The 22,303-nt window shown below is 39.2% G+C and carries 24 protein-coding genes; 6 read left to right on the forward strand and 18 right to left on the reverse strand.

The window, feature by feature from the left end; all coding sequences use genetic code 11:
• The first annotated feature begins 168 nt into the window (after positions 1–168).
• On the forward strand, positions 169–504 hold the full coding sequence (gene ytrH, locus F7732_RS09070; RefSeq protein WP_066443031.1) for a sporulation membrane protein YtrH: 336 nt from the start codon (positions 169–171) through the stop codon (positions 502–504).
• Entirely contained in the window at positions 504–1,004 is a 501-nt protein-coding gene (ytrI, locus tag F7732_RS09075) for a sporulation membrane protein YtrI (RefSeq protein WP_151573534.1), read from the forward strand. The genes ytrH and ytrI overlap by 1 nt, the downstream gene beginning before the upstream one ends.
• Positions 1,005–1,080: 76 nt before the next feature.
• On the opposite strand, the gene F7732_RS09080 is transcribed toward ytrI, so the two are convergent.
• Positions 1,081–2,016, reverse strand: coding sequence for a DHH family phosphoesterase (locus F7732_RS09080; protein ID WP_151573535.1), 936 nt, complete (start codon positions 2,014–2,016; stop codon positions 1,081–1,083).
• Between the two features lie 221 nt (positions 2,017–2,237).
• Between F7732_RS09080 and F7732_RS09085 the strand changes: the two genes are divergently transcribed.
• Positions 2,238–2,543, forward strand: coding sequence for a YtpI family protein (locus F7732_RS09085; protein WP_151573536.1), 306 nt, complete (start codon positions 2,238–2,240; stop codon positions 2,541–2,543).
• Between the two features lie 79 nt (positions 2,544–2,622).
• Here F7732_RS09085 and F7732_RS09090 read toward each other — a convergent pair whose 3' ends face one another.
• The 3 genes from F7732_RS09090 to F7732_RS09100 all read right to left on the reverse strand — a co-directional run bounded on the left by F7732_RS09090 (position 2,623) and on the right by F7732_RS09100 (position 5,101).
• A complete protein-coding gene (locus F7732_RS09090) occupies positions 2,623–3,942 on the reverse strand; it encodes a CBS domain-containing protein (RefSeq protein WP_151573537.1) in 1,320 nt (439 codons plus the stop codon).
• 80 nt (positions 3,943–4,022) lie between these two features.
• Positions 4,023–4,262: a hypothetical protein gene (locus tag F7732_RS09095; RefSeq protein WP_151573538.1), complete on the reverse strand. Its 240-nt coding sequence runs from the start codon at positions 4,260–4,262 to the stop codon at positions 4,023–4,025.
• Positions 4,263–4,420: 158 nt separating this feature from the next.
• Positions 4,421–5,101, reverse strand: a complete 681-nt coding sequence (locus F7732_RS09100; protein ID WP_151573539.1) for a metal-dependent hydrolase — start codon at positions 5,099–5,101, stop codon at positions 4,421–4,423.
• Positions 5,102–5,315: 214 nt separating this feature from the next.
• Between F7732_RS09100 and F7732_RS09105 the strand changes: the two genes are divergently transcribed.
• Positions 5,316–6,410, forward strand: coding sequence for a M24 family metallopeptidase (locus F7732_RS09105; protein WP_151573540.1), 1,095 nt, complete (start codon positions 5,316–5,318; stop codon positions 6,408–6,410).
• Positions 6,411–6,507: 97 nt separating this feature from the next.
• Here the strand turns inward: F7732_RS09105 and F7732_RS22840 are convergent, their stop codons facing one another.
• Complete coding sequence (locus tag F7732_RS22840; protein ID WP_176215118.1) at positions 6,508–6,663, reverse strand: hypothetical protein; 156 nt, start codon at positions 6,661–6,663, stop codon at positions 6,508–6,510.
• Positions 6,664–6,766: 103 nt separating this feature from the next.
• Here F7732_RS22840 and F7732_RS09110 point away from each other — a divergent pair, with 103 nt between their 5' ends.
• Positions 6,767–7,219 (forward strand): universal stress protein, encoded by a 453-nt coding sequence (locus F7732_RS09110; protein WP_151573541.1) that lies wholly within the window; start codon positions 6,767–6,769, stop codon positions 7,217–7,219.
• Positions 7,220–7,268: 49 nt separating this feature from the next.
• On the opposite strand, the gene argH is transcribed toward F7732_RS09110, so the two are convergent.
• The 11 genes from argH to sppA form a co-directional block, all read right to left on the reverse strand.
• Positions 7,269–8,666: an argininosuccinate lyase gene (argH, locus tag F7732_RS09115; RefSeq protein ID WP_151573542.1), complete on the reverse strand. Its 1,398-nt coding sequence runs from the start codon at positions 8,664–8,666 to the stop codon at positions 7,269–7,271.
• Positions 8,663–9,871, reverse strand: a complete 1,209-nt coding sequence (locus tag F7732_RS09120) for an argininosuccinate synthase (RefSeq protein ID WP_066443021.1) — start codon at positions 9,869–9,871, stop codon at positions 8,663–8,665. The genes argH and F7732_RS09120 overlap by 4 nt, the downstream gene beginning before the upstream one ends.
• A 501-nt stretch (positions 9,872–10,372) precedes the next feature.
• The gene (locus F7732_RS09125; protein WP_066443020.1) at positions 10,373–10,885 is read right to left on the reverse strand and encodes a MogA/MoaB family molybdenum cofactor biosynthesis protein; all 513 of its coding nucleotides are present in this window, start codon (positions 10,883–10,885) and stop codon (positions 10,373–10,375) included.
• A 2-nt stretch (positions 10,886–10,887) separates the two neighbouring features.
• A complete protein-coding gene (locus tag F7732_RS09130; protein WP_066443019.1) occupies positions 10,888–11,724 on the reverse strand; it encodes an EcsC family protein in 837 nt (278 codons plus the stop codon).
• Positions 11,725–11,894: 170 nt separating this feature from the next.
• On the reverse strand, positions 11,895–13,082 hold the full coding sequence (locus F7732_RS09135; RefSeq protein WP_151573543.1) for an acetate kinase: 1,188 nt from the start codon (positions 13,080–13,082) through the stop codon (positions 11,895–11,897).
• 577 nt (positions 13,083–13,659) lie between these two features.
• Complete coding sequence (locus tag F7732_RS09140; RefSeq protein ID WP_338024083.1) at positions 13,660–14,646, reverse strand: class I SAM-dependent methyltransferase; 987 nt, start codon at positions 14,644–14,646, stop codon at positions 13,660–13,662.
• A gap of 272 nt (positions 14,647–14,918) precedes the next feature.
• Positions 14,919–15,419 (reverse strand): thiol peroxidase, encoded by a 501-nt coding sequence (tpx, locus tag F7732_RS09145; RefSeq protein ID WP_066443017.1) that lies wholly within the window; start codon positions 15,417–15,419, stop codon positions 14,919–14,921.
• 156 nt (positions 15,420–15,575) lie between these two features.
• Entirely contained in the window at positions 15,576–16,055 is a 480-nt protein-coding gene (ytfJ, locus tag F7732_RS09150; protein ID WP_151573544.1) for a GerW family sporulation protein, read from the reverse strand.
• A 16-nt stretch (positions 16,056–16,071) separates the two neighbouring features.
• On the reverse strand, positions 16,072–16,776 hold the full coding sequence (locus tag F7732_RS09155) for a DUF2953 domain-containing protein (protein ID WP_338024084.1): 705 nt from the start codon (positions 16,774–16,776) through the stop codon (positions 16,072–16,074).
• A gap of 78 nt (positions 16,777–16,854) precedes the next feature.
• Positions 16,855–17,304, reverse strand: a complete 450-nt coding sequence (locus F7732_RS09160) for an RDD family protein (protein WP_240056585.1) — start codon at positions 17,302–17,304, stop codon at positions 16,855–16,857.
• A 98-nt stretch (positions 17,305–17,402) separates the two neighbouring features.
• Positions 17,403–18,407 (reverse strand): signal peptide peptidase SppA, encoded by a 1,005-nt coding sequence (sppA, locus tag F7732_RS09165; RefSeq protein ID WP_151573546.1) that lies wholly within the window; start codon positions 18,405–18,407, stop codon positions 17,403–17,405.
• 161 nt (positions 18,408–18,568) lie between these two features.
• Between sppA and F7732_RS09170 the strand changes: the two genes are divergently transcribed.
• Positions 18,569–19,372, forward strand: coding sequence for an NAD kinase (locus tag F7732_RS09170; protein WP_151573547.1), 804 nt, complete (start codon positions 18,569–18,571; stop codon positions 19,370–19,372).
• Positions 19,373–19,419: 47 nt separating this feature from the next.
• Here the strand turns inward: F7732_RS09170 and rarD are convergent, their stop codons facing one another.
• Both rarD and F7732_RS09180 read right to left on the reverse strand, forming a co-directional pair.
• The gene (gene rarD / locus F7732_RS09175; RefSeq protein WP_151573548.1) at positions 19,420–20,352 is read right to left on the reverse strand and encodes an EamA family transporter RarD; all 933 of its coding nucleotides are present in this window, start codon (positions 20,350–20,352) and stop codon (positions 19,420–19,422) included.
• Between the two features lie 218 nt (positions 20,353–20,570).
• Positions 20,571–22,178 (reverse strand): amidohydrolase, encoded by a 1,608-nt coding sequence (locus tag F7732_RS09180; RefSeq protein ID WP_151573549.1) that lies wholly within the window; start codon positions 22,176–22,178, stop codon positions 20,571–20,573.
• Positions 22,179–22,303: the final 125 nt, after the last annotated feature.

A 22,303-nucleotide genomic window follows, 5' to 3' on the forward strand; every position in this document is an offset into this window, starting at 1 on the left:
AATGCTTATAGCTTTAATTGATACTTATGTATATGCATTTACAGAACGTTATGAAAGGACATTTCTCCAAGGTTTGTTAAAAATGAGACAATCATCATAAAAAAAGCAGTATGTCCATATGATGTAATAATAAATGTTTACGAATATGCTAAACAAGGATGGAGATATATGGAGAATCAACCCTTTTTCGCATCACTGTTTGAAAGCTACTTTATTGCACTTGGTGTTTTGCTTGGCGGATCTATCATCGGTGCACTTGCAGCGTTTATTACTGGAAAGCCGCCGCTAACAGAAGTTTTCCGTCTTTCGAATCTTATTCGAATCTGGGCGATTATTGCTGCGATTGGCGGGACATTTGATACTGTTTATAGTTTTGAACGAGGCGTTTTAGATGGACAAACAAAAGATCTTTTCAAGCAATGCCTGCTCATCCTTTCCGCCCTTGGAGGTGCTCAAACCGGAGCATTGCTGATTAACTGGTTAACACAGGAGCATGTTTCGTAATGAGAATCCCACCTCTTTACCGCAAGCCCTCATGGCAGCGCTTTTTAGGAGGGATGGCTATCGGTGCATTTGTCAGCTGGTTTTTTTTTCTGTATATCTTTGGAGAATGGCAGGAGGATTACAGTAAACAAATTGATGGTCAAAAGGACTTAATACAGGAACTCACAAAGGAAAAGGATATTTGGCAGGAAGAATTTAAGAAGCTGAATAAAGAGAATAAAGAAAAATTGACCGTTCAGCAAATCCATTTAAAAATAGATAACTATAACAAATATAAACTGGATGTATACAGTGTCTTTGAAGCTGAAAAGACGTTAAAAGAAGAAATCAGCATGATGGTTGCAAAGGATATTGAAACCGTACATTCAAGCTTAGGCTTAATTGAAAGAATCATTCAAAACAAAACACTTGAAATCAATGGGAAGCGTTATAAAGTAACGATTAAAAAAATGAGTGTATATACAACCTTCTCCATCCATGTGAATCTTCAGCTTGAATAGAAAGTATCTAAGGCTTTCGGACAGGAGGAAGCTTAACTGCAATTAAAAAGCAAAAAAGCTGACATTTGTCAGCTTTTTACTTTTTGCAAACCTCTTCTAAATCCTTTATGACAGAGCTCATTTCATCCCATGAATAAATGGATGCACCTGCCGCAAGCGGGTGGCCGCCCCCGTTGTATTTAGCAGCAATCGTGTTGATGACCGGTCCTTTCGAGCGCAGGCGAACACGGATTTGATCATTTTCCTCGATAAAAAATACCCATGCTTTAATGCCTGCAACGTTTCCAAGCTCACTTACAAGCAAGGAGGCGTGCGAAGGTTTAGCATCATAGGTTTCGAGCAGTTCTTTTTTCAATACCATCATGGCAGCTCCATGTTGGAGCATTTCAAAATTCTGCAGTACAAAACCATTCAATTTAACGATATTCGGCTGAAGCTCATACATTTTGTCAAAAAGCTCTGTACGGGAAAATTGATAGTGAATTAGCTCACCTGCATATGCAAATGTCTTTTCTGTTGAGCTTGGATATAGAAATCTGCCAGTATCCCCTACAATTCCTGCAAATAGAAGACGAGCTGCTTCATCAGACATTTGGAGGCCTTCATCCTTGCCTTCCTTATAAAATTCATAGATCATTTCACTAGTGGAACTGGCATTAGTATCTACCCACATAATGTCTCCATATGGATCCACATTCGGATGATGGTCAATTTTGATTAGAAAATCACCCTTTGTATAGCGCTGGTCACAAATTCGTTCTGTATTAGCTGTATCGCATACAATAACAAGTGCTCCTTTAAAGGTATCATCGGAGATGTTGTCCAATCTGCGCAGATAGTGCAGAGTCTCTTCTTCCTGACCAACTGTATAAACTTTTTTCTCCGGGAAGGATGCTTGAATCACCTCAGCCAGACCGCCTTGAGAGCCATATGCATCTGGATCTGGTCTTACGTGTCTATGTATGATAATGGTTTCATACTGTTTTATTTTTTCGATTATTTGCTTTTTCATGAGATACTCCTTTTGGATATACATTTGATAAAATAAAAAACAGCAGCAGATCAAGCTGATCCTAAGATCTTTTAACAGTTTAACGCTCTAAACGCCCAAATAACTTTTATCATATATTAATGGATTTTAATCGTTTTGCCTACTGAATTGTAAATATAATTGGAATTTTACTGTTTTTCCCGTTAAAATGAATATGATTGATTATACTTGGAGGTTTAACAATGCCCATACTCGTTATACTGGTGATTGTATCGTTTTCACTTTATATTTTCTACAAGATCAGATCCTTCATGGCTAAAGGTCCTGCTGAAAGGCATTGGATTACTGCAAAAGGCAGAATGGCGTTAGGCTCATTTGTTGGAATTTTTGGAGTAAACCAGCTCTTTCTAATGCCGAATACAACAGCCTATATTGTTTCAGCTATTTTTATCATTGTCGGTGTTCTTTGCCTATATACTGGCTTTAAAGCGTATAAATTTCATCTGCCGCATGCAGCAGCAGAGGTTGAAGCGTATAAAAAAGGATAAAACGTTTAAGTGTTATTACTTGCCCGCCAGAAAATGGCGGGCTTTTTGATGTGCTTTAATTCTCTAGTTAGTTATCACATTAGCTTCTGTCAATCAGCTGGCACATCATCATTGCTTTACCGACAAGAATTCCTTCATTAAAGACTTCAACGTCGACTTTACCAAACTTTCTTCCAACCTCAAGAACTTTTGGGAATATATCAAGGGTGCTGTCAATTTGAACAGGTTTTAGAAAATAGATCGTCATATTTTCTACAACAAGATCACCTTTTTTATAGCTTTTCAAAATGCGATTGGCTGCCTCAGAAACAATCGTAGTAAAAACACCATAAGAAATCGTGCCAAGATAATTTGTCATTTGCGGTGTAACATCGCATTGATATACATCATCACCTTTGCCTTTCCCTTTCATGACGGAAAATTGATTTGTAACGATATCATCCAGCGTTTCCCCCACCTGCGGCTGGCGCTGAATCATTTGCAGTGCTTTTAATACATCCTGCCTGCTGATGATGCCAATTAATTTATTGGCATCATCAACTACAGGCAGCAGTTCAATACCTTCCCATACCATCATATGGGAGGAAGAAGCAACACTTGTTTTTCCGCCCACCGTCATTGGATTTTTCGTCATTATTTTTTCAATAGAAGTATGCGGGTCTCTGCCCATAACATCTTTAGAAGTAACCATTCCATAGACTTTTCCATTATGATCTACAACAGGAAAACGGCTATGGGTAGTCTGCCGGTTATATGTAAACCAATCCTCGACTGTATCAGTTGTTCTCAGAACCGTCGTATCTTCAATAGGTGTTAAAATGTCCTCTACAAGGACAATCTCTTTTTTTATGAGCTGATCGTAAATCGCCCGATTGATCATGGTTGCAACAGTGAATGTATCATAGCTAGTCGAGATGATCGGGAGCTGCAGTTCATCTGCAATTCGCTTCACATCCTCATCGGTATCAAACCCACCAGTAATAAGCACTGCCGCACCTGCTTTTAAAGCCAGCTCATGAGCATTTGTCCGGTTCCCGATAATCAGGAGGTTTCCAGCACCGGTATAACGCATCATTGCATCGAGCTCCATTGCTCCGATGACAAACTTATTGAGTGTTTTATGGAGCCCGGTTCTGCCGCCAAGTACTTGACCATCAACGATGTTTACAACCTCAGCGTACGTAAGCTTTTCAATGTTTTCTTTTTTCTTCCGCTCGATTCTAATCGTGCCTACACGTTCAATGGTACTTACGTAACCTTTATTTTCAGCTTCCTTAATGGCCCGGTAAGCTGTTCCTTCGCTTACAGATAATGCTTTCGCAATTTGCCTGACAGAAATTTTTTCCCCAACGGGCAATTCATCTATATATTGCAGGATTTGTTCGTGTTTCGTCGCCAATCCATGTCACCCTCTTCTCCTCATTGCTAAGTCTATTATAAGGTTAAGAGGGTCTATATTCAATTCAGTCTGCCGCTCTGCTAGCGATAAGAGCGGATCTTCCTTTTGTCAGCGATTAATGTTTTTTGTGCACGAGCGGTGCGTCTTGGAGCGTAAAGCATTGCTGTTAAATTTCCGGCAACAGCCATAAGCATAAATGCAAGCCATACGGCAGAGAATAGGCCTTGTTCTCCTCCTGCCTGAATACTTAAGCGAGGCACAGCATAATAAAGCATGAGCCCACAAAAGAGCAAACATAATAAGTAACGATTTTTGTTCATGATTTCCCCTCCTAATACATCTATCATTAAAATGTATGCGGACATGCTGAAAACATGCAAAAAGCACATGCTCTAAAATGAAGCATGTGCCTTATTTTCTATTTTTAGCTTTCCACAGTTAGATGGCAGCTCAACATTCTCTTATAATAAAAAGCTGACTACAAATCAATCGATTCGCCGGCCTCTAGTACTTGTCCGCTTCGATCATCCAGAAGCTTAATAAATTCATGAGGATCCTGTTTAATCGGCGGGAATGTATTGAAATGAATTGGTACCACTGTTTTTGCCTGCAATAATTTGGCTGCATAAGCAGCATCTTCAGGGCCCATTGTAAAATTATCGCCAATCGGCAAAAATGCTACATCGATAGGATGACGCTCCCCAATTAGCTTCATATCTGAGAATAAAGCTGTGTCTCCCGCATGATATACGGTTTTTCCTTCTGCCATAAACAGCACTCCGGCTGGCATCCCTAAATAAATAATTTGCTGGTCATCAGTAATGTACCCTGTTCCGTGGATAGCTTGTGTTAACTTCACTTTCCCAAAATCAAATTCATAAGCTCCGCCAATGCTCATTCCATGGGTCTTGACTCCTTGCCAGCCTAAATAGGCAGCAAGCTCTGCATTCCCAATCACTAACGCATCATTCTTTTTTGCTATTTCAACTGTATCACCTAAATGATCGCCATGGCCATGGGTGACAATGATGACATCTGCTTTTACATCTTCAGCTTTTAAATCTGTTAGTTCATTCCCATTAATAAAAGGATCGATAAGAATCGTTTTTCCATTTGTTTCGATTTTCACGATTGAATGTCCATGATAAGATACTTTCAAGATCAACACTCCTTAACTTTTTCTTCATTCTCTACTTCCACATACAGTTGCTATTCCCTTTTTTTATATCCATTATGTAACGCAAAATATAAATTCTATGTAATTTTTGAAAAATGAATTTTAAATTTTATCCCCGTCTCACTAGGTTCTTAATATTTACTTTTCCTTTATTAGTTGCTACTCTCATAGTAAGGACGATTAGGGAGGTACATATATGAATAATAAGTTACATAGTGTTTCTGAGTGGATGAAAGAGAATGATATCCAGTTCAGCTTTATCACGTCATCTGAAAATGTTTTTTATTTGAGCGGTTTTTTCAGTGATCCGCATGAACGGTTACTGGGACTTGCTGTTTTCCAAGATGCAGAGCCATTTCTTGTCTGCCCTGCCATGGAAAAAGAAGACGCTAAACAAGCAGGCTGGAAACATGAAATCATTGGTTATAGCGATATTGAAAATCCGTGGGAGAAAGTTCACCAGGCAGTAAAGAAGCGAGCGGCTCACATTTCCAGGGCAGCAATTGAAAAAGAGCATATGAATGTTGAACGCTATGAAGCCATTACACAGCTTTTCAGCGGAGCACAGTTTGTTTCAGCAGAAGATAAGCTCAGAAAGCTTCGGATGGTGAAGGATGAGCAAGAGCTTGAAATCATCAGAGAAGCATGTGCTTTAGCCGACTATGCCATTGAAGTGGGCTGTTCGGAGATTGCTGAAGGAAAAACAGAGCTGGATGTATTAGCGGCAATTGAGTTTGCACTCAAGAAAAAAGGTGTCAACGAAATGTCCTTTTCAACCATGGTTCTGACTGGAGCTAACGGTGCCTCACCACATGGCACACCGGGCATGACTCAGATGAAAAAGGGTGATCTTGTTCTTTTCGACTTAGGTGTTGTATGGAAAGGATATTGCTCTGATATAACAAGAACCGTTGCATTCGGTGACATCAATGATAAGCAAAAAGAGATTTATGATACCGTACTAAAAGCACAGCTGGCTGCAGTTGAAGCCAGCAGACCCGGCATGACAGCTGCTGATCTTGATTTAACAGCCCGGAATATTATTAGAGAAGCAGGCTATGGAGAATATTTCCCTCACCGATTAGGTCATGGACTTGGAATCAGTGTGCATGAATATCCATCCTTAACTGAAACCAATCCGCTTCAGCTTGAAAAAGGAATGGTCTTTACAATTGAACCAGGCATCTACGTACCAGGAGTTGCAGGCGTGAGAATTGAAGATGACCTGGCAGTTACTGAGAATGGGGTAGAAGTTTTAACTAAATTTCCAAAGGAACTGCAAATTATTTAGTATTCTGAAGAGAATAGCTTTCTGCAAAAAAGCCATCATTTTAAAAATGACGGCTTTTTTGCATTGACATATATCCCTTATTAGCTGGAGGAACTTTTTAGTGACGCTTTTTCTTATTTTGTTTTTGAATTTGTTCTTCTGAATAGTCAATTACACCGCTATTATATGCGTTTGTAATTTGCTCACTAACTTCGTTTGTGCCTTTTTCATCCAACTCGTAATAAGATTGATTATTTGCATCCTGTTTTTTCATCTTTATCGCTCCTTTTTTTAAGTTCTCCATATATTGTTCGATTTTTTGTTAGAGTTATACAAGTTTTGGGTATGTATAAATAAGGCAAAGGAGGAGAAGTTTTATGGCTATGAATTATGAAAATATACTAGTTGCTGTAGATGGTTCGCCTGAAGCAGATTGGGCTTTTAAAAAAGCAATAGAAATAGCAAAGAGGAATAATGCAAAGATTATTGTAGCCCATATTGTTGATACACGCACATATGCTAATGTTGAAGCCTACGACCGCAGTGTTGCAGACCGTGCAAATGAATACGCTGAAGAACTGATGGAAAAATACAGACAGGCAGCATTAGAAGCAGGTGTTAATGAAGTTACTTATGAAATCGATTTTGGCTCACCTAAAGTAAAGGTGCCTAAAGAGATGGCTAAAAATCATAATGTCGACTTAATTATCTGTGGAGCAACAGGGATGAATGCAGTTGAACGATTCCTTATTGGCAGCGTTTCTGAACATATAACTCGTTATGCGGAATGCGATGTTTTAGTTGTTCGGACAAAATTAGAAGCTGAATAAATTGTTAACTATACGAAGCACATGCCGCTTCATTTACAAAAGCACGCTGTTACAAAACAGCGTGCTCTTCATTGTGATTTAATATTGTTTTTGCTTTTTCTATGGCAGCCTCTACTTGTTTAAAGCCAGTACCACCTGCGCTGTTCCGTCTTTGAACCGCATTAGCAGGGTCAAGCACCTCATAAATGTCTTCGTTAAATTGGAAATGAGCATTTTTATACTCTTCAAGCGGCAGATCTCCAAGATAACAGCCTTTTTCAACACATAACAGAACTAATTTACCTACTATTTCGTGTGCTTCCCTGAAAGGAATTCCTTTATCCGAAAGATAATCAGCAAGTTCAGTAGCATTTGAAAAGTCTGTTCTTGTCGCCTTTTCCATTTGCTGCTTCTTCACCTTCATTGTACTTACCATTCCAGCAAAGATTTTTAATGAACCTGCTACCGTTTTAACTGTATCAAACATGCCTTCTTTATCTTCCTGCATATCTTTGTTGTATGCCAGCGGCAATCCCTTTAAAACTGTGAGCAAACCAACTAAATTGCCATAGACACGACCTGTTTTCCCGCGAATTAATTCCGCCATATCAGGATTTTTCTTTTGAGGCATAATACTGCTTCCTGTTGCAAAGCTGTCGTCAAGTTCAATGAATTGAAACTCCTGTGAAGACCAAAGAATAAATTCTTCACTTAAGCGAGACAAGTGCATCATTAAGATTGAACTATTTGATAAGAATTCTAGAATAAAATCACGGTCACTTACCGCATCAAGACTATTTTCGTAAATCCCATCAAATCCTAGTAAATCTGCTGTTTGCATGCGATCAATCGGAAATGTTGTTCCTGCAAGTGCACCAGCGCCAAGCGGAGAAATATTTATGCGCTTTAAGCTCTCGATTAAGCGTTCTTTATCACGCTGCAGCATCCAAAAATAAGCCATCAAATGATGTCCAAAAGAAATGGGCTGTGCTCTTTGGAGATGCGTATAGCCAGGCATTAATGTTTCAACATGTTCTTCAGCCTTTTCTAACAGTGCCTTTTGCAGCTCTTGAACAAATTGAATGATTTGCCCAACTTCACTGCGCAAGTATAAGTGCATATCTGTAGCAACCTGATCATTACGGCTTCTTGCTGTATGAAGCTTTCCGCCAACAGGGCCAACGATCTCTGTCAGCATGCTTTCGAGGTTTAGATGGATATCCTCCAGCTTAACAGAATATTGCAATTCTCCCTGCTCTGCCTTTTGCTTAAGCACGTTTAATCCACCCTTAATTTTAGCAGCTTCATCTTTTGAGATAATGCCGGCAGAGGCAAGCATAGTAACATGCGCTATACTGCCTTCTAGATCCTCCTGCACCAGTTCCTGATCAAATGAAATGGATGCACCAAACTCATCTACCCATTCTTCAGCAGATTTAGTAAATCTGCCTCCCCAAAGCTTTTTCACACTGTCACCTTCTTCTCTTTTTGAACAATGCTCTGTACTTTTGTTGGAAGTCCCCAAAGCTGAATAAAGCCAACAGCTGCATTGTGGTCAAATTCATCATCAGATGTATAGGTTGCAAGCTTCTCATCATATAGAGAATACGGTGACTTTCTGCCTTCAATAATAGCATGGCCTTTAAAGAGCTTTACTCTTACCGTTCCAGTAACATAGGTTTGTGTTTCCTCAAGAAATGCAAGCAGTGCATCCTTTAGCTGCGAAAACCACAATCCTTCATAAATTAATTCAGCAATTTTCTTTTCAATGACAGGTTTAAAATGAGCAACCTCTTTTACGAGTGTTAAATCTTCAAGCTCTTTATGAGCTTTAATTAGCGTCATAGCACCAGGACACTCATAAACTTCACGAGATTTAATGCCCACAAGACGATTTTCAACATGATCAATACGGCCAACACCATGTTTTCCAGCTAAGAAATTCAATTCTAAGATCAGCTCAGAAAGTGAATATTTTTTACCGTTTAGGCTAACAGGCACACCTTTTTCAAATCCGATTTCAACTATATCTGCTTGATCTGGAGCATGCTCCAAACTGGATGTCAGTTCATATGCATCTTCAGGAGGAGCTGCCCAAGGATCTTCTAAAATTCCGCACTCATTGCTTCTGCCCCATAAATTTTGATCAATGGAATAAGGAGAATCCAGATTAATCGGAATTGGAATATTTTTTTGTTTTGCATACTCAATTTCTTCCTCGCGCGACCATTTCCATTCACGAACTGGCGCAAGTACTTTCAGTTCAGGATTTAATGCTTGAATAGCTACTTCAAAGCGAACCTGATCATTTCCTTTTCCTGTACATCCATGCGCAACCGCTACTGCTCCTTCTTTTTCTGCAACCTCTACCAGCTTTTTAGCTATTAAAGGTCTTGAAAGTGCAGATACAAGCGGATACTTATTTTCATACAGAGCGTGGGCTTTAAGTGCCACTAAAGCAAACTCATTTGCAAATTCTTCTTTTGCATCAATTACATATGAAGAAACAGCACCAACCTTAAGTGCTTTCTCCTTAATAAAGTCTAGATCTTTTCCTTCACCCACATCCAAGCAGCAGGCAACTACAGAATAACCTTGGTCTCCTAGCCATTTAATTGCAACTGAAGTATCTAATCCGCCTGAATAGGCAAGAACTATTTTTGGATTTGTCATTGTTTAAATCCCCTTTCGTTTTATTCGTATAAATATACAAAATATTATATTTTTATTCATTTATTATGCTATTACTTTATCAATCTTTTTTATAAAAATCAATACATATTCACTCGATTGAATAAAAATTAAATATTCTGTATTTGTATACTCACCGAAATATCCTCAAATGAAATACTGGGACATTTAAAATAGAACGGGACAAAAATAAAAAGATCATAATAAAATATACAAATAATAAAGCTGTCAACGCAGGAATCGAGTGGGGTCCTCCGCTCCATTTCACTCATGTTTAGAAATATTAAATCTTAAACAAATAAAAAACCAAATGATTGGAAAGTTTCACTTCCAAATCATTCGGTTCTGTGTTGTGTTAAATACTTATGTCCAGCCTCACTCGATTCTATTACTCGCTTGAATACTATGTCCGATCCTCTTATTAACTCGTAGTAAGCTCTATTTTGCTTTTAAGCTAAAAGCTCCGCTTATCCGGTCTTTTCTTTATAAATCTTTTTTCAATTCACGCACTACATGACCTAATTCAGGCAAAATGAGTTTGTTCATGGCCAATTTCACGGCGCCAGTTGAGCCTGGTGTAGAAAATATGGCTTTGTTTTGAAGTACTCCCGCAGAGGCACGTGAAAGAATGGCAGCCGATCCGATATCTTCTTGATAGCTGAGCAGACGAAAAAGCTCGCCAAAACCAGTTATTTCTTTTTCATAAAGTGCAGAGATGGCCTCGATTGTTACATCTCTTTTGGCGATTCCTGTTCCCCCATTTGTTAAGATCACATCAATATCAGGGGAATTACACCCTTTTTTTACTTCATCTGCAATAGAAGCAGCATCATCTTTGACAATGACATAGTCAACAATTAGATGGCCGTTATCTTTAAGGAGATCATTCATAAGCTGTCCGCTCTTATCTGTTTCCTTTGTACGTGTATCACTAACCGTAATGATCTTACATTTTACTATTTTGGGTGCTTCCATTTTATGCTCGAGCTGGCTCATCCTCATTCACCTTTTCCGTTTAGGTATTTAAGCTGATAGTATTTATGTGCAAAGTCTGTGACTTTTGCTGTTAATACATAGTTCGCACCTGCGCCAATTGCCATGCTGGCAAAAGGAATGCCCTGGATTGATTTTTTTCTGAGAAGCAGGATTAACAGCCCTTTCAAAACCTGCTGAATTGGCTGGTTCATCCAAGAAACATCTGTTAAATCTTCTTTTCCTTCGTAAAAATAACGTTCTTCTTCATCACTATTCAAATCTGCCTTTAACTCTTCCCATATAGCGGGCTGCAGACGTGCTGGAAGTAATGCGGAATGAAAAACTTTAAGTGAGTTCATCATTTCATATGGTGTATTTACTTCAAAACCATATGTCATTGCAATTAATTGCACGGCTCTTAAATTAATGACAGCCATGGCCGGCAGATCCGTGCCAAGCATGATCGCACTTCCTGTACCAGTAAGACCGCCTTGTGCAAGTGAATAGATCCGATGCCTTGAAATTTGCTGCTGAGCTATGTATTGAAGCTGGTCGATGGTCAATAAACGTAAATCTTCTACCTTTTCAATATTAGGATTATAAATTCTGCCTGCGCTTAAGATGCGTTCCTTTGCATCCAGCTGCAGCTGTGATCCTTGAATCAATGCATGTAAATGAAATAGCCAATTATCTAAAGAGGCAAAAAACTGCTGTTGTATTTCTTCAGGAAGCATAGAGAATGAACGTTCCAAATACTTATCATATGTAAGCATAAAATCATTTGGTTCGTAGCTATACAATTTCTCTTCCCATTCAAGAATTGAATTTAGTACCCTCTGCTCACTGGCTGTCAATGACATGATTCATCCCTCCGAAACCATTTTTCTTCTAATACCCCCAGTATAGCATAGCATGATAGCAGAATTCCTCTCCTGTAAAAGGAGAAGAGAGCGATTGCAGCAGACGCACAAAAAAAAGGGAACCCGTCCAGTCAATGATCGTCTGGCGGATTCCCCTAATATATATTGAATTAATTCGCTAATCTTACAACATCACGTGCAATCATTACTTCCTCATCCGTAGGGATGACCATAACTTTTACAGGTGAATGCGGATAGCTGATGAATGCTTCCTTGCCTCGTACTTGGTTAAGTGCAGGATCGAAGTATACACCCATGAATTCAAGTCCCTGAAGAACTTTTTCACGGATAACGTCACTGTTTTCACCAATACCAGCTGTGAAAATAATAGCATCAACACCATACATTCTTGCAGCATATGAACCGATATATTTATGAATTCTGTCTGCAAAAACCTGCAGTGCAAGCTCAGCTCTTTCATTGCCTTCATTAGCTTGAACTTCGATATCACGAAGGTCGCTTGAGAAGCCGGAAACGCCAAGCATACCACTCTTTTTATTTAAAACATCAAGAACTTCTTCAGCTGTTTTTTCTGTTTTTTCCATGATGAATGGAATTAGCGCAGGATCGATGTTACCGGATCTTGTTCCCATTGTTACCCCTGCAAGAGGCGTAAAGCCCATTGATGTATCGATTGATTTGCCGCCTTCAATAGCTGCAATACTCGCACCATTTCCTAGGTGACAGGATATAAGGCGAAGCTGTTCAATCGGACGGCCAAGCATTTCTGCAGCACGTTCTGATACATATTTATGTGAAGTACCGTGGAAACCATATTTACGGATTCCATACTCTGTGTAGTAATCATATGGCAAGCTGTATAAAAATGAAGCTTCAGGCATTGTCTGGTGGAATGCTGTATCAAAAACAGCTACAGCCGGTACATTTGGAAGAACTTGCTGGAACGCTTTAATTCCTGTAATATTTGCAGGATTATGTAAAGGTGCAAGCTCTGAAAGATCGCTTATTTTAGCAAGAACTTCTTCAGTAATTAATGCTGAATCCGGGAATTCTTCTCCGCCATGAACGACGCGGTGCCCAATTCCTTCAATTTCGTCTAATGATTGAATGATTCCAAGTGAAGTTAATTTATCAAGAAGAATTTTTACAGCTACTTCATGATCAGGAATATCTGTAACCTCTTTCACCTTTTCACCATTCACTGTAATATTAAACACTGCATTATCTAAGCCAATTCTCTCAATTAGACCTTTTGTAATTACTTCTTCAGTAGGCATTTCAAACAATTGAAATTTCAATGATGAACTGCCGGCATTAATTGCAATAATTTTTGCCATTTTGTCCGCTCCTTTATAAACTGCGTTTACATACAAATATAGTCTGCTCAACGCTGATCATTTATATCTCTCAATTTCTCATTTAATCATTGCTTTCCGTTTTTTTCAAGGCAAGTACAAATTGTTATCGTTTACATTATAAAAGTAATTTTATTCTGATAATTATCAGAAATTTAGTTTGCTTTTAACTACAAAATATTCTCGTTAATGATTAGTCCTTATAAGGAGTTAACACTAAATAAACACTAGAAAAAGGGGCTGGGACAAAACGAAATTAATATTTCTAAAACACGAATATTCAATATCTTGGTTTCGGTATTTAATCAAGACCGTTCCATTGCGCTACGCACCCTCGGTTTCCGCGGGGAGCAAGCTGAGCCTCCTCGTCACTTCGTTCCTGCGGGGTCTCACCCTTTGCTCTGCAGCCCGCAGGAGTCGAGGATCCTCCGCTCCATTTCACTCATGTAAATAAAATATATTTATAATTATAAATAAAAAGCCGAATGATTAGAAAGATGACCTTCCTAACCATTCGGTTCAATAGGTGTGTTATATACTTATGTCCCTGCCTCTAATACTACTTATTTTCTTTAATCCATTCATTCACTTGTGTAAGGATCCGGTCAACTGCCTGAGCTTTTGAAAGACTCGGCAGATTAACTAGTAATGCCTCTTTAGGCGGCTTTACATTTTCACCTTTCTTTTGCAGGATCAAGATGCTTTTTGCGGCTTGTTCATTTTTAAATAGAGTTAACGGCAGTTGAAAGAGACCTTGGATAATGGCATGCTCTTTTAAATACTCGTGAAGTTTTCCTGCCAGCTGACTTTCGAAAAGACCGTTTGGTACGAGCAGAAATAAATAGCCGCCCTCTTTCACATGATTCACACTTTGTTCAATAAAGAGGTGATGTGCATATGCATGGCCTTCATCTGCTTTCAACTTATATTCAGCAGCTCTTACATCATTCGGATAGTAGCCTACCGGCAAATCACATATTACAGCATCAGCAAGTTCGGTAAATAAAGGCTCTAGGGCATCTTGATTAAAAAATTGAATCGGATGCTCCTGCAGATTTGCATTAATATAAGCAAGCTTTATTAAGATGTCATCAATCTCCACACCCGTTGCTTCAATTGTACGATTATGCATATGATTGATGACAGTTGTCAGCAAGTTCCCTGTCCCCACAGCTGGATCAAGCAGGTGAATTTCTTTGCCGCTTAAAAATTTATCAGCTAAATAGCCCATGAACATTCCAATTGAATCTGGTGTCATTTGGTGATTCTGCTGAATGTTTTGCTTCATCCCTTTTAAGATAGCAAGCTGAAACGATTTTCTTATTTCCTCGGAACTGAAGCGATCAAGCTGAATGGAATCATAGCTTTTACGGAGCCTTTTCACACTCAGTTCACTAAGTTCCTCTTGCAGTATGCTACCGTGAAACAAGTTTTCCCCTGTTTCAGCTAATGCTTCTAAATATGTACAATCAAATTCCTCTTGCATAATGGTGGCTGTTTCATTAAAAACAGTAAATAGTTCCTCCACCGGTGCTAAGTTGTTCAATCCTCTTTCCCCCGTTCTATGAAATCATCATCTATTAGATGAAGCTATATTATCACAAGTTTGAACGAAACCTGTCATCATTTATACCATTTAATATAAAATTAAAGAAAACTTGCCGATTGGCAAGTCTGAAAGACGCAGACAGAGGCTTAGTTGCCCTTTTACTTTCTTCCACATTTGCACCTGCGTCGATCCTTCTTCTTCGCTGTAAATTACGAAAAAGTCCAGCCACAAAGCAGTAAAAAGCCCCGCTTGGCACGGGGCTGTCTATCTTATTTTGCTGCTTTGGCTGCTTCAATTGCAGCATCATAGTCAGGGTGATCTGTTGCTTCGCTTACGTATTCCACATATGTCACTTCGTCATTAGAATCAACTACAAATACCGCTCTTGCTAAAAGACGGAGTTCTTTTATAGCTACGCCATACGCTTCCCCAAAAGAAAGGTCACGGTGGTCAGATAGCGTTTGTACTTGCTCAATACCTGCTGCTGCACACCAGCGCTTCTGTGCAAATGGAAGATCAACACTAACTGTTAATACTTTTACATTGCCCAATTCTGCTGCTGCTTCATTGAAACGGCGAGTTTGTGCATCGCATACACCAGTATCAATGGATGGTACTACACTAATTAATCTAACCTGTCCTTTTGAATCTGCAAGTGTAACAGGAGATAAGTCATTGGCAAGCACTGTAAATTCAGGAGCTTTGTCTCCAACCTTAACCTCTTGTCCTAACAGAGTAACAGGACCGCCTTTAAATGTAATAGAAGCCATAATTAAATCCTCCCTTTTATGTTATGTACAGTGTAAATCATAGCTTTTCGGCTGTGGTTTTGCAAAGAAAAAGGTTCTTGATTCAATAAAAAACTTGCACTCCAGCCATTAAAAAAGCTAACTTCGAAGATCATGAAGTTAACTCTTTTTTTTATACTAAAATTGTAAATCTTCTTTAGGACCGTTATAGGCTTGATTTTGATTTTGATTTTGACTTTGCTGCCCATTGCCAGATTGATTCTGGGCATCCTTTTTATTAAACATTTGCTGAATTTTTTCAACTGCTTGAGGTGCCAGGTCAATGATTTTTTCGTATAGATGAGTGCTTTCATCTAAGTGAACCATTTTCACTTCATGTGCATTTACAATTAGGAAAGCAATCGGTGTAATGGAAACACCGCCACCGCTACCGCCGCCAAAAGGATGCGTTTTTGTTTCTCCCTGGCCGCCGCTCTTATCTTCAAGCTTAAATTCACTTCCGCCGGCAGCAAAACCAAAACCTACTTTTGATACAGTTAAAATAACACTGCCATCCGGTGTTTCTACCGGGTCACCAATGATGGTGTTTACATCAATCATTTCCTTAAGATTTTCCATTGCAGTAGTCATCAAGCCTTGAATTGGATGTTCAGACATTTACTGCGCCTCCTAACTAAACAGTATTGGTTTTATCATCAGATAAGACAGATAATGGCTTGGTTCGAAAGTCTGCCATACCGCCTTTCCAATATTTAATCAGTTTAATTCCTGTCACCATAGCATGCCCGATCCGAAAATGAAACATACATGTTAAAGCGGTTTGTGATACAGCAAATTGAAATTGAGGCGTTATCGTAACATCCGGTATTGCTTTCAGGCGAAAATAATGGCTGATAAATCCAAGCAAACTTCCTTTAACACTCCAAAATGCACCGGTGATCATGCCAGTCAAGGCGGCATCTCCAACACCAACTAGAGTATGCCAGGATAAAGTTTTAATCGTGATTTTTTTGAGAAAAGATTGAATGATTTTATATAACGAAACAACATGATGTAATATTTCTTTTGTATCATGCAGACTATCAAGCAATGTATCGGCAGAATATTCCTTCGTATCTTTGCTTGTTTGATTCTCATTTGGTCCTGCAGCCGTTTTCTCTTTCACAACAAGAGTTGGTGAATCTTCTGCTATTTTAACGAGCGGAATATCAATTTTATATTTAATTAATCCATACCATGCCCTAAATTCAAGCTTTATATGATTTTGATCTTTATTATGATACAAATGCAAATACACCTTTACTTTTGTAAAGATGATCAGGAGCAGGAGAAATAGGAGAATACCAGCAATAATCAGCAGCCACTTCACTTCATTCACAGCCTTTCAGCCGCAAGTATGGACATATTCAGGCAAAAATAAACCTGCTGGGTATAATCACCAGCAGGTTTTGTCATCTTATTTTTCATGTACCACTGTTGTATCGACGAAAAGATCATGTAATCCTTGTTTTTTTGGCAGAAAAGCTACGATTACATATAGAACAATGATATATCCAGAAATGAAACGGCCAATCCATTCTCTAAAGAGAACCGTATTCCATGATAGTTTTTCTCCATTTAACTGAACTACCTTTAAACCAAAAATCATTTTTCCTAATGTCTGACCGAAAAACTTGGTCATAAGGACAAAATATAAGTAAAAGGTCAGTGCTGTTGCAATGGTCATCATTGAAAAAAGGCCTGTTTCATATAGAGGTAAATCCAGCAATCTAAATAGAGGATTAATTAAGAGTCGATCAATGCTGCCTATTACAACTATATCGGCTAAATACGCCCAAAACCGCATCCAAAAACCTGCAAATCGCACATGACCAGTCTGCTGAATTGCCATGGCAGAAGAGTGCATGCTTTCATCTGCTGGAGGATACTCATCTGTTTGAGCATGTATTTCATTTTTTTCAAGTTCTGCATCTAAACGTTTGTCATCAGTCATGAGAACACCTCCTATTCAGCGTATAAGTACATGAGGCGTGGAGAGTGAGTATGCGATAATAGATTCACAAGTCCCGCCATTTCTGTCTCAGGACCGGCAAACTTTTGCACTCCCATACTTAACAAAGAGCCAAAACCAACGTTATCAGCATATTGAACAACTTGAGCCCCGCCTAAATCATAATCATCTTCCATTTGCTGTATAACATCATCAAGATAGCCAAATCCATCGATTAAATTTAATTCAAGTGCTTGACGACCATCATAAATTCTTCCATCCGCAATCTCCCTGACCTCTGCTTCTGTCATCTCACGACCTTCTGAGATTACTTTTACAAAGCCGTCATAGGAGTTATCAATCATATCCTGCAGTATGCCCCGTTCCTCTTCGGTCATTTCTCTTGTAGAACTCATAATGTCCTTATATTCCCCGCTTTTGATTGTGACAAAATCCACTCCAAGGTTTTCAGCAAGTCCCGAGAAATTATAGCCTTGCATGATAACACCTAAAGAACCTGTCATTGTTTCTGCACTGGCAAAGATCTTATCTGCAGGAGCAGAAATGTAATATCCGCCAGAAGCAGCCATTGATCCCATTGATATGTATACCGGTTTTTCTGTTTCTTCCTGAATTTCAACGATCTTATCGTGGATCTCTGCACTTTCCACAACACCGCCGCCCGGGGTATTCACACGAAGAATAATTCCCTCTACGCTGTTATCCTCTTTCACAAAATCCAGCTTTTTCATAAAGGATTGATGATTATAGCCTGTTGCTCCCAATAAAGAGCCTGCTTCACCTGTATCCTGAATCGTCCCATTCAAATTTAACACCGCAATTTTATTCATTGCATTCCCTTCTTCGATCACTTCTTCAACAAATGGATCTGAAGCAGAAGTGAACATCTCTGCCAAAGAGCTCTCTGCATCTCTAAAGGTGAACAATAAACTGCTGACGACGGAAAAGCCAAAAAGAAACACTGCGATACCTATAGCTGCCCAGCGTTTTCCATTCATACATAAAAACCTCCCTTTTAATAGCTAGTAACTCATACGAACGAAACTTTAAAAATGTTTCAAAAACATGTAAACTGGAAATGACAACACTATGATAACAAAATAAGGTTTACTTAGTAAAAGAATCACTACTCTATTTATACTAGTCTGGAGGAATAATGATGACAGCTCGCCGTAATATGTATTTCTACCATAAACAGGATTCGAAGACATTAGAGATGGTTCAGCCTCTTTACGATTTGGCAAAAGAGAATGGCTTTCATGTTTTAAGTGAGCCTGCCGAAGCTAATATTATTGTCAGTATTGGCGGGGACGGATCGTTTTTACAAGCTGTGAGAAAAACAGGTTTTAGAGATGATTGCCTTTATGCCGGGATTTCAACTACTGGAAGCTTGAGCATGTATTGTGATTTCCAAATAGACGATATAGACAAAATGATAGAGGCCGCACAAAGTGAAAATATTGAGGTTCGCCGCTACCCGACTATTGAAGTATCGGTTGATGATGAGGCATCCTTTTACTGCCTGAATGAATATACAATTCGCTCATCCATTGTTAAAACCTTTGCGATGGACGTGCTGATTGATGATCTTCATTTTGAAACATTCAGAGGAGATGGCATGATTGTATCGACGCCTACAGGCAGTACTGCTTACAATAAATCGGTAACTGGTGCAGTCGTAGATCCGATGATTCCTTGTCTGCAAGTAAGTGAACTTGCTTCACTTAACAACAATACGTATCGTACACTCGGCTCTTCTTTTATCCTGAGTGAAAATCGCAGACTTACCTTAAACGTGATTCAAGACGGTAATGACCATCCTGTGATGGCCATGGACAACGAAGCAATGAGTGTTCAGCATGTACAAAAAATTGACGTAAAACTAAGCGGCAAGGAAATAAAAACCGTTAAACTAAAAGACAATTCCTTCTGGGAGAAAGTAAAAAGAACGTTCTTATCATAAACAAAAAAAGTGCCAGGTCAAAGAGACCTGGCACTTTTGCAATTGTATTAAAGTGCTATTTTCTTTCGTTCTTTCCGCTTCTCTTGCCAATGTACATATATCTTCGTTTTAGAAAGAGAGTAAACGGTCAGTGCACTCCAAATAAATAGGAAAGCCAGGAGGTGTACCGATGAAAATGCTTCACCATAAACAAACACCCCTAAAATCAGGGTAATAGTTGGAGCAATATATTGTAAAAATCCTAGCATGGATAAAGGGATTTTCTGTGCCCCTTTTGCAAAAAGCAGCAGAGGAATGGCTGTTGCAATCCCTGCTCCAAGCAGCAATAAATCTGTCCCTGCTGACGAGTGAAAAAGAGCCAATGATTGATTAGAATATAAAATAATTAAATAGATTAAGGCAAATGGTGCAACTACTAATGTTTCCAATGTTAACCCAATCGCCGGTTCAACGGTAATCAGCTTTTTCGCAAGGCCATAAAAACCAAAAGAAAAAGCAAGCAAAAGGGATGCCCACGGAACCTGGCCGTAAGAAATGCTTAATATAAGCACTCCAGCTAAGGCCAATATAAAGGATATATATTGCATAATGCCAAGCCGCTCTTTAAAGACAAGCATTCCAAGCAAAACACTTACAAGAGGGTTAATATAATAGCCAAGACTCGCTTCAATCATCCGATCAGCATTCACTGCCCAAATATAAACAAACCAGTTGCAGCTAATTAAAACAGAGGCTATAACAAGGGCGGCAGCCTGCTTTTTATTTGCCTTTAATCCTATTAATGTTTGTAAAAGTGGTGCCCATTTTCGGCTAAATACTAAAATGAAAATCATGAATATGAAACTCCATAAGATCCGATTTGCCAATATTTCATCTGAATTGACATGATGAATAAGTTTCCAGTAGATTGGCAGAATCCCCCACAATAAATATGAGAATCCAGCATAGAGTGCGCCGTTTTTAATATCGTTTTGTCCCATCTTCCATCCTCAATTCTTTCTGTTTTCGAAATATTACTATTATAGACAGCAGTTAAAAAGACTTGCAATATATTTTTATCAATCTTTATTAAAATTTAACTCTATCAGCAAATTCGTTTTGCCCTTCGCTTCATTTCACTCATATTGATACACAATAAAAAAACCAAATGGTTAGAAAGATAAAATTTCTAATCATTCGGTTTAGTTGGATAAAATATTTATTTCCCAGTCTCATTCCGGTATACTGTTTTGCCGCCAATTACGGTTTGTTTTACAGGGATGGAAGCGATCGCTTCCGGAGCAATCATAAATATATTTTCTTCAAGGATGGTAAAGTCAGCAAGATTTCCTTTCTTAATGACGCCTCGATCATGTTCATGTGAGATCGCATATGCGCTTCCTTTTGTAAAAAGAGATACCGCTTCAAACACAGTAAGTCTTTCTTCTTCGTTATAAACCGTACGATCACTGCTGTCAATATTTGTTCTCGTTACCGCTGCATGGATGCCAAGCCGCGGATCCACAGGCTCTATTGGCGCATCGGAGCCGCCTGCACAATGGAGGCCTTCATCCAATAATGTTTTCCACGCATAGCAATAATTCATGTATTCCTGCCCGACACGCTCCACAACCCAAGGGAAATCAGAAGCAACAAACCGCGGCTGAATATCAAGAATAAGCGGGAGATTTTTGATGCGGTCGATCAGCTCCTTACGCAATATTTGCGCATGAATGAGACGGTCTCTCCCCTTCCCAATTAAAGGATATTTTTCAATAGAGTTCACGACCATTTCAAAGGCCAGGTCGCCTATGGCATGAACCGCTACAGGCAAGTTATACTCCCGTGCTTTTTTTACGAGCTCATCAAGCTGTTCTTGAGAAAAGATGGCCACCCCAGATGTAGTTTCATCATCTGCATAAGGATGGCTAAGCAATGCCGTACGCCCTCCTAATGCACCATCCGCAAAAATTTTCATGGCTCCAAACTCAACCCATTCCGTACCGCTCATAAAATGCTGGCCACTGGCAATCATATCGTCAACAACTTCATGATGGACAAGCAAATGTGCCCGATAGTTATATTGATCATCTTCAATGACTTCTTGTATTGCTTCATATGTATATTCAAATCCGTTGTAATAATTGAGATCTTCGGTGTGCGATCCTGTTAAACCTAACGAATAAGCATCCGTTATAGCAGCTTGGAGTGCCTTTTTCAAGTACGCTTTCGTTACAGGAGGGACAGCTGAAAATAGCAGATCCTGCGCCTGGTCCTTCAATATGCCATTGATCCTCCCTTGGTCGCCCAGTTCAATCACACCACCTGGAGGACAATCGGTAGTTTCTGTAATACCAGCGAGTTTTAAGGCCAAAGAATTAGCTGTTAATGCATGACGGCATACCCTTTTTAGCAAAACAGGATGGTCTGGTACCGAGATGTCTAATTCCGCTGAAGTGATTGGCGATGGATCTTCCCATAAATTTTCATTCCAGCCTTCTCCAACAATCCACTCACCAGCAGGGAACTGCAGCGAATATTCCTTAACAGCTGCAAGTACATCTCCTTTGGATGTACACTTTGACAAATCAAGTCTGATCAGCCTTTCACCATGACCAATTAAATGCATATGACTATCCACAAATCCCGGCAGCATGGTCGCTCCCTTAAGATCTTCAATCATATCAAGATTATTTTTGTACTTTTCCAAAAGTTCATTGTATGATCCTGTCTCAATAATCACTCCGCCGTCTGTATAAATGGCTTCTACTTGTTCATTTTCCTGCTGCAGTGTATAAATATTTCCCCCATGCCAAAACGTTCCCATTTTCCATGCTCCTTTAATATCAATTTGAACATAGTATAGTACACCTTGTTTAGGACCGACAAGCAAAATAAATCTTTAGTATCTGAAGGTGTGTTTTGAACAGATGATATGACATTTTGAGGTTT

Origin of the sequence: Bacillus mesophilum, from assembly GCF_008923265.1 — a bacterium.
Taxonomy (GTDB): domain Bacteria; phylum Bacillota; class Bacilli; order Bacillales; family Cytobacillaceae; genus Cytobacillus; species Cytobacillus mesophilum.